The sequence below is a fragment of the Afipia sp. P52-10 genome, assembly GCF_000516555.1.
GTDB lineage: Bacteria > Pseudomonadota > Alphaproteobacteria > Rhizobiales > Xanthobacteraceae > P52-10.
In genome coordinates this window covers 2501098-2515618 of the sequence record NZ_AZSJ01000003.1, presented here as the reverse complement: position 1 = coordinate 2515618, position 14521 = coordinate 2501098, and the positions used below count along the sequence as shown (strand labels likewise).

Here is a 14521-nt window from a genome sequence, read left to right as displayed (position 1 = left end):
CATGCGCAGGTTGGTTCTGGCCGCGACCGCACTGGCGGCAATGGCGATGGCAGGCGTCGCATCGAACGCGCAGGCGCAGACGCTGCGGATGATGAAGTCGCTCGACGCGCCGCATTATGACGGCCAGCGCACGACGTGGTCGCCATCGTCGGACATCGTCAACATGTTCCAGGACACCCTGGTCGCCCTCGACTGGGACGGCAAAACCGTCCTGCCCTATCTCGCCAAGTCATGGACCATCAGCGAAGACGGCAAGACCTACACCTTCAAGCTGCGCGACGACGTGCAGTTCTGCAGCGGCAAAAAATTCACTGCCGACGACGTGATCTACAGCATCCGCCGCCTGCTCGATCCGGAGACCAAGGCACCGCTGAAATGGCGCGCCGGCAACGTCAAGGACTTGCGGGCGCCGGATCCCTACACGCTCGAATACGAGTTGAATGAGCCTTACGCCGACCTGTTGATGAATCTCGTCAGCTTCACGATGGCGATCCACAACAAGGACAGCGTGGAGAAGCTCGGCAAGGATTACGGCGTGCAGGGCATCGACGGCACCGGCCCCTGGTGCTTCGAATCCTGGCAGCCGCGCACCGAGATCGTGCTGAAGCGCCACGACGCCTACAAGTGGGGCCCGTCGATGTATCAGAACAAGGGTCCGGTGAAGTTCGAGCGGCTGGTGATCAAGATCGTGCCGGAGGATTCGGCGCGAGTCGCGGCGATGATGGGCGGCCAGTTCGACATCACCCACCAGATCCCGCTGCAATTCATCCAGCAGGTGAAGAACGCACCGATGCTGCAGGTGCAGGAGGCGAAGCCGAACTTCCAGCTGATGTATTACGGCTACAAGACCTCGCGACCGATGGTCTCCGACCCACGGGTGCGCGAGGCGATGAACATCGCCATCAACCGCGCCGAGATCGTCAAGGGCATCATGCTCGGCAATGCGACACCGGCCTACACCTTCATCGAACCGGAGACGCTCGACTTCGACCCAGCCACCAAGGGTATCATCAAAGAGGACATCGAGCGGGCGAAAAAGCTGCTCGATGAAGCCGGCTGGAAGCCCGGCGCCGACGGCTTCCGCGAAAAGGACGGCGTGCGGCTCGCGCCGAAGGTGCTGTTCACGCAGGTCTCGTATTTCCCCCGCGTGTCCGAAGCGATCCAGGGCTACATGCGCAAGATCGGCGTCGACTGGAACATCATCGGCTATGACTCGACCATCGCACCCGCCAAGATGGCCGAACAGGACTACGAGCTCTGGACCGTGACGTTCCCGTACATGTCCGCGGGCGACCTGCTCAACTTCTATTTCGATTCCGCCAACATACCGGCGCCGAACCGAATGAACTGGAAGGACGCGCAGACCGACGAATGGCTGAAGCTCGGCCGCGCCTCGCTCACCGATGCCGACCGGGCGAAGTACTACGGCCTGGTGCAGAAGCGCGTCACCGAGCAGCATCTCTGGATGCCGGTGATGAACGTGGCGATGTATACGACCAGCAACCGCAAGCTGAAGGGCGTGCGGCCGCACATGCTCTATCAGAACACGTTCTACAAGGGCCTCGACTACGCGTTCTGAGCAGGCCTGCCGAAAAGCAGAAGGCCCCGGCTTCGATCCGAAGCCGGGGCCTTTCGCGTCTCGATCACAAGGACCGGTCGGGCAGCGCTCAGTAGCGCGCCGAGATCGGCGTGTTGAAGTGATAGTTCAGGCCGGTGCGGAAGATGTGCTCCTGCACCTTGGTCTCGAAGGTATGGGCCACGCCGTTGAAGGCGTAGCTGTTCGAGCTCTTGCCGAGATCGACATACAGATACTCAGTCTTCGAGGTCCAGTTCTTACCGAACAGGCCGAAGATGTCGAACGGCGTCTCAATGCCGCCGCCGACCGCGTAGCCGGTGCGGACCTTCGAGAACTCGATGTTGAACGGCACGCCGCCCAGCCCCTCGCTGATGCCGGTCTTCACGTCGCCATAGGCGAAACCGCCGGTGGCGTAGAACAGCGACTGGCCGACGGCGTAGCCGACGCGGCCGCGCACGGTGCCGAACCACTGCATCTGCTGGTTCATCAGCGCGAATGCCGCCGGCGAGCAGCTGAGCAGGCAGCCGCGGTTCTCACGCTGGGTCGACCCCTGGATGTCGGTCTCAAGACCCCAGACCCAGTTCGCCGCCTGCCAGTTGTAGCCCATCTGCAAGCCGCCGATGTAGCCATCCGGGCTCAGGTTGAAACGTTCGGTGACGAGGCCGGCCTGCAGCGAGCTCTCGTTGCGCGCGGTCGCCGAACCGATGTTGGCGCCGAGATAGAGGCCGTTCCAGTTCGCCACCGGCTCCGGCGCGTTCAGCCCGCCGCCGAAGCGATAGTTCACGCCGGCGCGGAAGATGTGCTGGCGGATATCCGAGGTGTAGGCGTGGCCAACGCCGGTCAGGACATAGGTGGCGTCCTGCTTGCCGAGGTCGACATACAGGTATTCGATCTTGCCGGTCCAGTTGCCGCCGAGCGCCGCCTCGACGCCGCTGCCGATGGTCCAGCCGGTGCGGGTGCCGCTCATGCCGATCCCGGTAGCGGTGCCGGCGACCGTTTCGGTGATGTTGGTCTTGACCGAACCGTAGGCGAGACCGCCGGTGAAGTAGGTGAGCACCGAGCCGGTGGCGAGACCGACGCGGCCGCGCACAGTGCCGAACCAGTCGATCTTGTTCTCGATCGTGGCCGACGGGCCGCCCGCGACGCAGAGCAGGATGCAGGTGCGGTCGTCCTTCAGGCCGGCGGCCTGGATATCGGCCTCGATGCCGAACACGACGTTGCCGAAGCCCATGAAGTTGCTGGTCTGCCAGTTGTAGCCGACCTGCGCACCGCCGATCGCGCCGAACGGCGACAGGCGAGTGGTCTCGAAGGTGCCCGCGGTGGTCGCGAGCTGCGCCGGGCTGCGGCCAAGGCCGACGCCGGCGTTCACACCGAGATAGAAGCCGGTCCAGTTGTAGGCCTGCACCATCATCGGCGGCGCCTTGGTGTAGGGCCGTGCCGCAAGGTCGGCGCCAAGCGCCGGTGCGGAGATCAGAACGGCGCCCGTCAGAACCGGAAGGAGGCCCAGGCCTCGGATTGAATGTTTGCGCACGTCGCCCTCACTGGATTCAGATCAACCCGCGTCCCCCAAGGCACGCGACATGCCGACGCAGCGACATGCGGAACGACTGTGCATGAAGATGGGTGAATCGAACACCCAGCATCGGTGGCCTACCGTTGCTTTGTTGCGTCATGTTGCATGGACGACACGGACCATGGAACTCGGCGCCTGCATCCTTCAAAAGGAATTTTATTCCATCCATTCAATGGGTTGTTCGAAATCCACCCGCACGGGGTGATGTCGATTCCAGCGGGGATGACCAGATCGTTAACGGGAACCGGCGCAGTTCAGCGATCGGTCGCGAACGCCATCCGCCAACGGGGCGGCCCGCCGGCGCGACTCAGTCGACCTGCGCGCCCGAGGCGATGATCACCGGCGCCCATTTCTCACGTTCGGCCTTCATGAAGTCGGCGCAGTCCTTGGCGGAGCCGCCCCGCGGCGTCGCGCCGTTGCGCGCGTAGTACTCCATCGCTTCCGGCGTCCGCAGAGCCTTGTTGGCGGTCGCGTTGAGCTTGTCGATGATCGGCGCCGGGGTCCCCTTCGGCGCCAGCAGCACGCCCCAGGTGCCGGACTCAAATCCGGTCAGCCCCTGCTCGTGCAGCGTCGGCACGTCGGGCGCGGCGGCTGTACGCTCCATACTGGCGACGCCCAGCACCCTGATCTTGCCGGCCTGGACCATCGGCATCACCGCCGACACCACCTCGAACGCGAACTGCACCCGGCCGCCCATCAGGTCCGACAGCATCGGCGGCGCCCCCTTGTAGGGCACATGCAGCATGTCGATGCCCGCCTGCTTCTTCAGAAGCTCCATGGTGATGTGATTGGTCAGGCCGCTGCCGCCGGAGCCGTAATTCACCGTCTCCTTGTTCGCCTTCACATAGGCCAGCATCTCCTTCAGGGTATGCACCGGCATGTCCGCCGACGTCACCAGGAACATCGGACTGAAGTTGATCAGGATAATCGGATCGAAGTCCCGCTGCGGGTCGTAAGGCAGGTTCTTGTAGAGCGTCGGATTGATCGCCAGCGGCGCGGTCGAACTGAAGGCGATGGTGTAGCCGTCAGCCGGTGCCGTCTTGAGAAACTGGTGGGCGATGATGGTGGCCGCGCCAGGCTTGTTATCGACGAAGATCGTCTGCTTCAACTCGTCCGCCATCGCCTTGGCGATCACCCGCGCCCCGATATCCGACGACTGCCCGACCGGAAAACCGACCACCATCTGGATCGCCTTGTTCGGATACTGCGTCTGCGCGAACACGCGCGTCATCGGAGATGACAGCAAGGAAGTGAGTGCCAGGGCCTTCGTGAAGCTGCGTCGGGTGGTCATCTGTCCTCCTGCGGAATCGAGGAATGAAGACAACGATCGTTGGAAGCCGGAAACGGAACTACGATGGACGCGAACGCGTTCTAAGACACGTATTGGTGCCGATCATGCTCCCGGAATGTCGCCATGGCAAATGTTCGCGAACTCCGGCCGACCGAGGCCGTGCCCAGCCTGAATCATGTGCTCGTCGTCAAGCTGACTGCGGGCCTGTTCGAGGTGAGCGGCACCGCGGGCGCGGGCCGTCCCGACGCCCGCTTCCTCAAACCGTCCACCTTCGACGATCAGCAGAGCGCGTTGCAATGCGCACGCGATTTCGCAACTGCGAATGCGATCTCCACCATCCATGTGAAGGGCTTCCACCCGCATTAGGCGAAGCGCGGGCGCGGCCTGCCCAGGCGTGCTCCTGTCACGTTGGCTCGGCCGCGTCCTGCATCGCCAGCTTGCGCCCGCTCAGGCGGCGGATCAGCACGTAGAACACCGGCGTGAACATCAGCCCGAACAGCGTCACGCCGATCATGCCGAAGAACACCGCGACGCCGACCGCCTGACGCATCTCCGAACCGGCGCCGGTCGAGATCACCAGCGGCAGCACGCCGAGAATGAAGGCGAACGACGTCATCAGGATCGGCCGCAACCGCAGGTGACAGGCCTCCACCACCGCATCCACCGGCGACTTGCCTTCCAGCTCGATGTCGCGCGCGAACTCGACGATCAGGATCGCGTTCTTGGCCGCGAGGCCCACCAGCACGACGAAGCCGATCTGCGTCAGCAGGTTGACGTCCTGCCCCATGATGCGGACCCCGACGATGCCGGCGAGGATGCACATCGGCACGATCAGGATCACCGCGAACGGCAGGCTCCAGCTTCCATACTGCGCCGCCAAGACGAGGAAGACGAACAGCACGCAGATCGGGAAGATGTAGAGGCCGGCATTGCCGCTGGTGGATTCCTGCAGCGACAGGTCGGTCCATTCGAACGCGATGCCGCTCGGCAGCACCTGGTCGGCGAGCTGCTGCATGATCGTGAGCGCGGTGGTCGAACTCGTGCCCGGCACGGTGTCGCCCTGAATCTCCGCCGCCGGATATAGGTTGTAGCGCGGCACCCGGTCCGGCCCCGCCGTGTTGCGGAAGTCGACCAGGCTGCCGAGCAGCACCATGTCGCCATTGGCATTCTTGGTCCGCAGCCGCGCGAGGTCGCTGGTCTCCTTGCGGAACGGCAGGTCCGCCTGGGCGGTGACGCGGTAGGTGCGGCCGAGGATGTTGAAGTCGTTGACATAGGCTGAGCCGAAATAGGTCTCGATCGTGTCGGTGACATTCTGGATCGGCACGCCGAGCATCTGCGCGCGGGTGCGGTCCACCTCCACATGGATTTGCGGCGTGTTGGCGCCGAACGGCGAGAACACTGCCGTCAGCCGCGGGTCGCGCCGCGCCGCGTTGACGAGTTCGTCGGTGGCCGATGCCAACAGCTCCGGTCCCCGCCCCTGCCGGTCCTGCACCCGCATGGCGAAGCCGCCGCCGGTGCCGATGCCGGGAATCGCCGGCGGCGGGATGACGATGATGATCGCGCCTTCGATCACTGCGAGCCGCTTGCGCAACTCGGCGGTGATCGCCGCCGTGGTCAGTCCCTTCTTCGCGCGCTCCTCCGGCTCGTCGAACACCGGAAACAGCGCCGCCGCATTGCTGGCGAGTGTCCGTGTCGCGCCGGAGAAGCCGGCGAAGGCCGGCACGCGCACGACACCCGGCGTGTTCAACGCGATCTGCTCGACCTGGCGGACGATGTCCGTGGTCCGCTGCAGCGACGCCGCCCCCGGCAACTGCACGGCGACGACGACGTAGCCGCGATCCTGCGCCGGGATGAAGCCCTTCGGCGTGATCACCAGCAGCCAGGCGGCGCCGCCGATCAGCAGCGCATAGAGCGCGAGCATCAATGCCGAATGATGCACGGCGAAGCCGGCCGCCCGCCCGTAACCGCGCGACAGCCGGTCGAAGCCGCGGTTGAAGGCGCCGGCGAAGGCGTTCCAGGCGCGCAGCAGCGGATTGCGCGACGGGCCGTCATGCGCCGCGTGCGGCCGCAGCAGCAGCGACGACAATGCCGGCGACAGCGTCAGCGAACAGAAGCAGGAGATCGCGGTGGCGACCGCGATGGTGATCGCAAACTGCCGGAAGAACTCGCCGGTGATTCCTTCCAGGAACGCCGTCGGCACGAACACCGCGGCCAGCACCAGTGCGATCGACACCAGCGCGCCGCCGACCTCGCTCATGGTCGCGAACGCAGCCTCGCGCGGCGACTTGCCGTTGGCGAGATGGCGCTCGACATTCTCCACCACGACGATCGCATCGTCGACGACGATGCCGACCGCCAGCACCAGCCCGAACAGGGTGAGGTTGTTGATCGAGTAGCCGAGCGCCGCCATCACCGCGAAGGTGCCAACCAGCGAGACCGGAATCGCCAGGATCGGGATCACCGCCGCCCGCCAGCCTTGCAGGAACACCAGCACGACGATGACGACCAGCAGCATCGCCTCGTAGATCGTCTTGATCAGCTCACTCACCGAACGGGCAATGAACTCGGTCGGGTTGTAGCCGATGTTGTATTCGAGGCCGCGCGGGAAGTCCTGCTTCAGCTTCTCCATCGCATCGGCGATCAGCTTGGCAGTGCCGAGCGCGTTCGAGCCTGGCCGCTGCGAGACCGCGAGCGCCACCGACGGTTTTTGCAGCAGGAACGAGTTCGATGAATACGACAATGCGCCGAGCTCGACGCGGGCCACATCGCGCAGCCGCACGGTGCGGCCGTCCTCTCCGGCCTTGATGATGATGTCTTCGAACTGCTGCACGCTGCTGAGGCGACCGGTGAAGGTCAGGTTGAGCTGGAAGGCGCGATCGGAGATCGGCGCCTCGCCGATCTGGCCGCCGGCGATCTGCAGATTCTGCGACCGCACCGCCGCCAGCACGTCAGTCGCGGTCATGCCGAGCGCGGAAATCTTGTCCGGGTCCAGCCACAGCCGCATCGAGTAATCGCGCGCGCCGAAGATCTGGATGTCGCCGACGCCATCGAGGCGCAGCAGTTGGTCGCGCACCTGCCGCAATGCGTAGTTGGAGATGTAGAGCTGATCGTAGGTGTTGTCCGGCGACAGCATGAACACCACCAGCAGCAGGTCCGGGCTGTTCTTGCGCGTGACCACGCCGCTGCGCCGCACCTCCTCCGGCAGCCGCGGCTCGGCGATCGCGACGCGGTTCTGCACCAGCACCTGCGCCTTGTCGAGGTCGGTGCCGAGTTTGAATGTGACGGTGATCGTCAGGCGGCCGTCGGACGTCGCCTGGCTGTACATGTACAGCATGTCCTCGACGCCGTTGATCTCCTGCTCGATCGGCGTCGCCACCGTATCGGCCACGGTCTGCGCCGACGCGCCGGGATACTGCGTGGTGACGACCACGGTCGGCGAAGCGACCTGCGGATATTCGGCGACCGGCAGCGTCCAGTAGGCGATGCCGCCGACGATCAGCAGCACGATCGACAGCACCATCGCCAGCACCGGCTGGCGGATCGAGAGATGGCCGATGTTCATGACCTGTCGCCCTTCGCCGGCTGCACCACCGGTTCCTTGACGGACTCCTTCGCGGATTCTGCGGCCGGCGCGGCCGGGGGCGGCGGCGCCTTGGTGGTCTGCGGCGTCACCTTGGCGCCGATCCGCGCGCGCTGCAGGCCATCGACGATCACCCGGTCGTCGGCGTTGATGCCTTCGCGCACCACCCGCAGGCCGTCATCCAGCGGACCAAGCACGACGGGCCGCATCTCCACCACGTCGTCCTTGTTGACGACGAACACCACCTTGCGCGACTGATCGTTGGTGATCGCCGTATCCGGCAGCAGCAGCGCCTGATACGGCGCGCTGCCGAGCACCCGCACGCGGGCGAACTGGCCGGGCAGGATCGATAGATCGGTGTTCGGCACGATCGCGCGGCCGCGCAGCGTTCCGGTGGCGATGTCGAGCCGGTTGTCGAGGAAGTCCATCTTGCCTTCGCGCGACGGCTTGCTCTCGCCGGACAGGGTGATCTGCACCGGATTCGGCGTGTCGCGCGAGCTTGGCCGCTTGCCTTCGAACCAGAGCCGGTTGTTCTTCAGGTAGGTCGCTTCATCCATATCGAAGTAGATGTGGATCGGGTCCATCGATACGATCGAGGTCAGCACGGTCGAGCCGCTGTCGCCGCCCTGCACCAGGTTGCCGAGCGCGACCAGATGGCGGCTGATGCGACCATCGATCGGCGCGGTGACGCGGGTGAATTCGACGTCGAGCGAGGCGCGCTCGAGCACGCCTTCGGCCTGCAGCACCGCGGCCTGCGCCGCCTGCAGCTGCTGGCGCCGCTGGTCGACGACGCTTTCCGACACCGCCTGGGTCTTGCTCAGTTCGGTGGCGCGGGCGAGTTCGCGCTCGGCGAGGGTCTGCCGGGCCTTGGCGTCGGCGAGCTGACCCCGCGCCTGCAGCTGCACCGCCTCATAGGGGCGCGGATCGATCACGTAGAGCAGATCGCCGGTCTTGACCATCGCGCCGTCCTTGAAGTCGATGCTCTTGACGAAACCGCCGACGCGCGCGCGGACCTGCACCTGCTGGGTAGCCTCGAAGCGGCCGACGAACTCGTCCCAATCGGTGACGACGCGCTGCGTGGGTGCGGCGACGGTGACCACGGGCGGGCTCTGCGCGGTCTGCTGCTTGGTGCCGTCGCAGGCTGCAAGCGACAGCGCCGCCAGCACGAAGCCGAGGGAACGGAGCGCCGGTGTGCCGGCCTGGAAAGAATGCGCATGCATCATCATGAGCCCCTCATCACATCGTCTCGGCGGGATCGATCCTGCCATAAAATCCGTCAGTTGGCGTGCCCGGCCGGGTCGCCGTCATGGTAGCGGTCGAGCGTGAACAGCTCGCGCGGCCGCTCGACCCCGCGCAAAGCGAACCGCCCCACCGAAACGAGCCGCTGCCGCTCCGCCCGCGTCGCCGCCCGGATGAAATCGGTGGAGGCCAGCATCAACCGGCCTGCCGAACGGCACATCGTCGCGATGCGGCAGACCTCGTTCACTGCAGGCCCGATCACCGTGAAGTCGAGCCGGTCGCCGCTGCCGATGTTACCGTAGAACACGTCGCCGACATGCAGGCCGAGATAGACCTCCGTCACCGGCCTGCCGTCCGCTGCGCGCTGCTGGTTGAGCGCCTCGACCTTCAGCCGCATCGCACGCTCGGCGCGCAGCGCGGCGTGGCCAGCCTGGGTGCCGATCTCCGCATTGAAGATCGCCAGCACGCCGTCGCCCGTCAGCTTCAGCACTTCGCCGCCTTCCGACTGGATCGACGAGATGACCGCTTCCGCATAGGCGTTGAGCATCGGCATGATCTCCTCCGGCGGGATCGTCTCGGAGATCGCGGTGAAATCGCGCAGGTCGGAATACCACAGCACGGCATGGATCCGCTCGGCGACGCCGCGCGAGATCTGTCCCGCCAGCACACGCCGGCCGGTGTCGCGGCCGAGATAGACCTCGACCAGCGTTCCGGCGACACGCACCAGCGACATGCACTTGGCCGCCAGCGAAAGGCTCGGCACCAGCGTCCGCAAGGCTTCCAGCTCATCGTCGGCAAAGCCGTCGTCATGCGTGGTGGTCCAATGCGAGTAGACCGCATCCATTTCCCCGATCGAGCCGTCACGGTCGAAGCGATGGACGAAGGCGATGTAATCCGTGTGCCCCTCGCTGCGCAGCCGGTCGAGATTGAGAAAATCAGCGGTGAGGTCCTGGCCGATGCGAATCCGCATGTCCGGTTCGCCGGACTGCAACAGATGATAGAATGAGCTGCGCCGCCATTTCTCGGCCGCCTCGCCGGTATTGGTCGGCCCGTATTCGATCATGCGGTTTTCGTTGGTCTGCGTCAGGTCCCACCAGAAGGCGCGGCCTTCATAGGTCGGGTGCAGCGTGTCGATGATGACGAGCCCGTGCGACAGGCGCAGCCCCGCCTCGCGACAGCGGGCGCAGAAGCTGTCAAGGAGGTCCGCCTCCGATGCGCCAGCCAGCCCGCGCGCAACGACCCATTGTCCGATTTCAGCGATCGACGACGACTTGACGCTCACGGACAACTCCACGGATGCGAGCCAGCGATCGGATAGCCTTCCGGATGACCGTTCGACTTTAGTCCAACGGCACGTTGGTCAACAGCCATAAGATTCATGACGGGTTTCATGCGGCAGGCAAGACTGTCGGCAGGAGCGGCCAACGCCGCGGCCCGCTGAGCTATGTGCGCGCTGGCCGAAGCGCCAGGGATTAACCGAAAAAAGAATGCGGGCCGCGCGGAAAGGCGGCATTCAAATCAAATCGCGCGCCGTCCGCGATCACAATTCAGCGACGAGCTTCACGCTTTTGACACTCCGACGATCCCGCGCACCCATTCCGATACGGCCACACCAAGCGTCCGCAGATGGTCTGCGGCCGAGAATCCCGAAACCCGTTTGCGCGGCTTGAGGTCGTGATCGCCATCCTCGAGCCAGAGAATCTCGATCGTCTGGGCGAGGTGGTAGGTCGCAACCTCCTCGCGGCTGCCGAACGGATCGCGCGTTCCCTGCGCGATCAGTGCCGGCGTTCGCAACGTCGCAAGATGCGCCGTGCGCAACTGGTCTGGCTTGCCGACCGGATGGAACGGATAACCAAGACACAGCAGCCCGGCGAGCCGCCCCTCGGCGTGCAGCGTATCGGCGATCATGCTGGCGACGCGTCCACCCATCGATTTACCGCCGATCACCAGCGGTCCATGCGCATCGAGCGCAGCGACGGCTGCCAGGTATTCTTCCTTGAGCGTCTCGGCGCGTGGCGGCGGCTTGCGGCCCGAAGCCGTGCGGCGGCTCGCCATGTAGGCGAATTCGAAGCGGACCACACGAAAACCTGCCGCGGCCAGCGCCCGAGCACACGCGGTCATCGCCGGCGAATCCATCGGCGCTCCGGCGCCGTGCGCCAGCAGGATGGTGACCTCGGCCTGCTCCGGCCCATCGAACAGAAATCCCGGCACCATCCTCACGCGTTCCGAAAACTCGATCCACGCGCGACAGATAGCACAACGCGCCGTGCCTCGCATCGGCGCGCCGATGCCGCCAATGCGATCTGTGACACAAGACACAGAGCGTTCGTAGATCGGCAGCCATCGTCCACACCCCGACCGGCCGCCGCCCGACCTGAAACACAATCATGCCCCTGAGGACCAATCGCAATGACCGACCTCACCCGCACGCCCGCCCTGGCCCGGATCGGCCATCTGATGAGCGCGCTCGTCGTGCTTATCCTGCTTGCCGATGCGGGCGTGCAGCTTTTCGCACCCAACCTGCTGCGTCCGGCGATGGATGCCTCGGGCTTTCCGATCGAGTTGGCGCCTGTGCTCGGCGCGATCATGCTGGTATGCGCCCTGCTCTACGCAATTCCGCAGACGGCGATGCTCGGCGCCATTGTCGTCACCGGCTTTCTCGGCGGCGCGATCTGCACCCATGTCCGGCTTGGGGAGTTTGCCTCGCCGCCGCAGGTGATCTGCCTTTTGCTCGGCCTGATGGCCTGGGGCGGGCTTTATCTGCGCGACCCCCGCGTCCGTGCGCTGCTGCCGCTTCGCTGAGGCTGATTGAGCGCGAAGCCGCCAAGCGGCGACGTTGATGCCCGTGACAAGCACGGGCATCAACGGGTTCACTCACAAGGCTCTCATGCGCTGCTCTTTCAGGCCGCGGCGGCCGCTTGCGCATCGCGGATCGCCTGCCAGATCTTCGCCGGCGTCAGCGGCGCGTGCAGGTTCTGCACGCCGACCGACGCCAGCGCATCCATCACGCCATTGACCACGCAGGGCGGCGCGCCGATCGCGCCCGACTCGCCGCATCCCTTCGCGCCCAATGGATTGGTGCGGCACGGGGCGGAGTCGTCGAGCGTCGTATCGATCGCCGGCAGATCGTCGGCGCGCGGCATGCCGTAGTCCTGGAAGCTCGCGGTCAGAAGCTGCCCGTCCTCGTTGTAGACGCCGCCCTCGAACAGCGCCTGGCCGATGCCCTGCGCCACGCCGCCATGGATCTGCCCGAACACCAGCATCGGATTCATCGGCACGCCGACATCGTCGACGGTGGTGTAGCGCGCAACCGCCACGCGGCCGGTCTGCGGGTCGATCTCCACCTCGCAGATATGCGCGCCGTTCGGCCAGCTCGGCGCATCCACCTCGCCCTGGCTGTCCACCTTCAGGATCGCCTGCTGCTCGCGGCTTGCGATCTCGAACAAGCCGACGCGGCGGTCGGTGCCGGCCACCGACAGCCAACCGGCGTCATACTCGATGTCGGCGACCGAAGTTTCGAGCAGCTCGGACGCCTTGTCACGCGCCTTGCGGATCAGATCGACGGTTGCGACCGCGACCGCGGTGCCGCCGATGAACAGCGAGCGCGAGCCGACGCTGCCGACCCCCTGCACGAGATCGGTATCGCCCTGGATCACATCGATCACATCCATCGGCACGCCGAGCGCCTGCGCGACGATCTGCGCGTAGCTCGTCTCCAGCCCCTGTCCCATCGCCTGAGTGGCGGAGTGCAGCACGATGCGTCCGTCCGCGGTCGCGTGCAGGCTCACGCGCTCCTTATGTGCGCGGGCGCCGGTCCACTCAATGTAGCTCGCAACGCCGCGACCATAGAGCAGGCCCTTTGCCTTGGCGGCCTTCTTGCGCGCGGCAAAGCCGTCCCAGTCGGCTCTCTCGACCGCGCGGTCGAGCATGTGGGCGAACATGCCGCTGTCATAGACCTGCCCGGTGCCGTTGGTATAGGGCATCTGCGCGGGCTTGATGAAGTTGATCTTGCGCAGCTTGCATGGATCGATCTTGAGCTGGCGCGCAGCCGCGTCCATCAATCGCTCGATCACATAGACCGCCTCCGGCCGTCCCGCGCCACGATAGGCGCCGAGCGGCGCGGTGTTGGTCATCACCGCCTTGATGTCGAGGTGCAGCAGCGGAATGTCGTAGGTGCCGGTGGCGACGAACGGGCCGAGCACCAGCGGGATCAGCGCGCCCGCGCTGGTGAGATAAGCTCCAGTGTTGCCGAGCGAGGTGACTCGGAACGCCTGGATGCGGCCGCGCGCGTCGAGCGCAAGCGCAGCGGTCGAGGTCAGGTCGCGGCCATGGGTGCCGCCGAGGAATTCGTCGGCGCGATCGGCGCGCCAGCGCACCTTGCGGCCGAGCTTGACCGCAGCATAAGCGACGAGACCGTCTTCCGGATACACGCCGGTCTTCTGGCCGAAGCCGCCGCCGATATCGCGCACCAGCACCCGCACGCTGTCCTTCGGTCGCCTGAGGATCGCTTCGGCCAGCACGTCGCGGGTCGTCGCCGGCGTCTGCGACTGCACATGCAGCGTCAGCCGCCCGCTCTTCGGATCGACCTCGGCCATGGTCGAACGCGGCTCCATCGCCGCCGGCACGAGACGCTGGCTGACGACATCGAGCGTCACCACATGCGCGGCCTTGGCGAAGGCGGCATCCACCGCGGCGGCATCGCCGTAGCTCATGGCCGCGACCACATTGCCGCCAGCCTCCGGCCAGACCTGCACCGCATCGGGCAGGCTCGCCGCGGTCGGATCAACCACCGCGGGCAACGCCGCGAAGTCGGCCTCGATCGCTTCGCAGGCGGCCTGTGCCGTCTCGCGCGTGGTCGCAACCACCGCCGCCACGCCCTCGCCGACGAAACGCACGATCTCATGCGCCAGCAACCTTCGCGGCGGCACCGTCATCGGCGCGCCGCCGGGACGCTGGAACATCAGCGGCGTCGGGATCGCGCCGACGTCGGCGGCGACGAGATCGGCGCCGGTGTACACCGCGACCACGCCCGGCATCGCCGCAGCCGCCGCCGTATCCACAGCGACGATCCGCGCATGGGCGTGCGGCGAACGAAACACCGCGAGCCAGAGCGCACCGTCGGCGGCCTGATCGTCCACATAGCGGCCCCGGCCGGTGATGAAACGGTGATCCTCAACGCGCGTCACCGACTGGCGCGCCCCAAACCGCATGGTGTCCGGCAATGTATCCATTCTCGTCCCCGAAGCCGCATTTCCTGACAGT

10 protein-coding genes are annotated in these 14521 nt (G+C 65.9%); 3 read left to right on the top strand and 7 right to left on the bottom strand.

What is annotated here, in order from left to right; genetic code table 11:
* Position 1 precedes the first annotated feature (1 nt).
* Positions 2-1579 (top strand): ABC transporter substrate-binding protein, encoded by a 1578-nt coding sequence (locus X566_RS13160; protein WP_160170469.1) that lies wholly within the window; start codon positions 2-4, stop codon positions 1577-1579.
* Between the two features lie 88 nt (positions 1580-1667).
* Here the strand turns inward: X566_RS13160 and X566_RS13155 are convergent, their stop codons facing one another.
* Both X566_RS13155 and X566_RS13150 read right to left on the bottom strand, forming a co-directional pair.
* Complete coding sequence (locus X566_RS13155; RefSeq protein WP_244434740.1) at positions 1668-3107, bottom strand: outer membrane protein; 1440 nt, start codon at positions 3105-3107, stop codon at positions 1668-1670.
* A gap of 349 nt (positions 3108-3456) precedes the next feature.
* On the bottom strand, positions 3457-4440 hold the full coding sequence (locus X566_RS13150) for a tripartite tricarboxylate transporter substrate binding protein (protein ID WP_034466905.1): 984 nt from the start codon (positions 4438-4440) through the stop codon (positions 3457-3459).
* Positions 4441-4563: 123 nt separating this feature from the next.
* Here X566_RS13150 and X566_RS13145 point away from each other — a divergent pair, with 123 nt between their 5' ends.
* A complete protein-coding gene (locus tag X566_RS13145; protein ID WP_034466902.1) occupies positions 4564-4806 on the top strand; it encodes a hypothetical protein in 243 nt (80 codons plus the stop codon).
* 37 nt (positions 4807-4843) lie between these two features.
* Here X566_RS13145 and X566_RS13140 read toward each other — a convergent pair whose 3' ends face one another.
* The 4 genes from X566_RS13140 to X566_RS13125 all read right to left on the bottom strand — a co-directional run bounded on the left by X566_RS13140 (position 4844) and on the right by X566_RS13125 (position 11473).
* On the bottom strand, positions 4844-8002 hold the full coding sequence (locus tag X566_RS13140) for an efflux RND transporter permease subunit (RefSeq protein WP_034466898.1): 3159 nt from the start codon (positions 8000-8002) through the stop codon (positions 4844-4846).
* A complete protein-coding gene (locus X566_RS13135) occupies positions 7999-9246 on the bottom strand; it encodes an efflux RND transporter periplasmic adaptor subunit (RefSeq protein ID WP_051444069.1) in 1248 nt (415 codons plus the stop codon). Before X566_RS13135 ends, X566_RS13140 begins: the two co-directional genes overlap by 4 nt.
* 50 nt (positions 9247-9296) lie before the next feature.
* Positions 9297-10541, bottom strand: a complete 1245-nt coding sequence (locus tag X566_RS13130) for an adenylate/guanylate cyclase domain-containing protein (protein ID WP_081740243.1) — start codon at positions 10539-10541, stop codon at positions 9297-9299.
* A gap of 278 nt (positions 10542-10819) precedes the next feature.
* Entirely contained in the window at positions 10820-11473 is a 654-nt protein-coding gene (locus X566_RS13125) for an alpha/beta family hydrolase (RefSeq protein WP_034466895.1), read from the bottom strand.
* Positions 11474-11668: 195 nt separating this feature from the next.
* On the opposite strand from X566_RS13125, the gene X566_RS13120 reads away from it, so the two are divergent.
* Complete coding sequence (locus tag X566_RS13120) at positions 11669-12061, top strand: DoxX family protein (protein ID WP_051444067.1); 393 nt, start codon at positions 11669-11671, stop codon at positions 12059-12061.
* Between the two features lie 98 nt (positions 12062-12159).
* On the opposite strand, the gene X566_RS13115 is transcribed toward X566_RS13120, so the two are convergent.
* Positions 12160-14490: a xanthine dehydrogenase family protein molybdopterin-binding subunit gene (locus X566_RS13115; protein WP_034466893.1), complete on the bottom strand. Its 2331-nt coding sequence runs from the start codon at positions 14488-14490 to the stop codon at positions 12160-12162.
* Between the last annotated feature and the right edge of the window lie 31 nt (positions 14491-14521).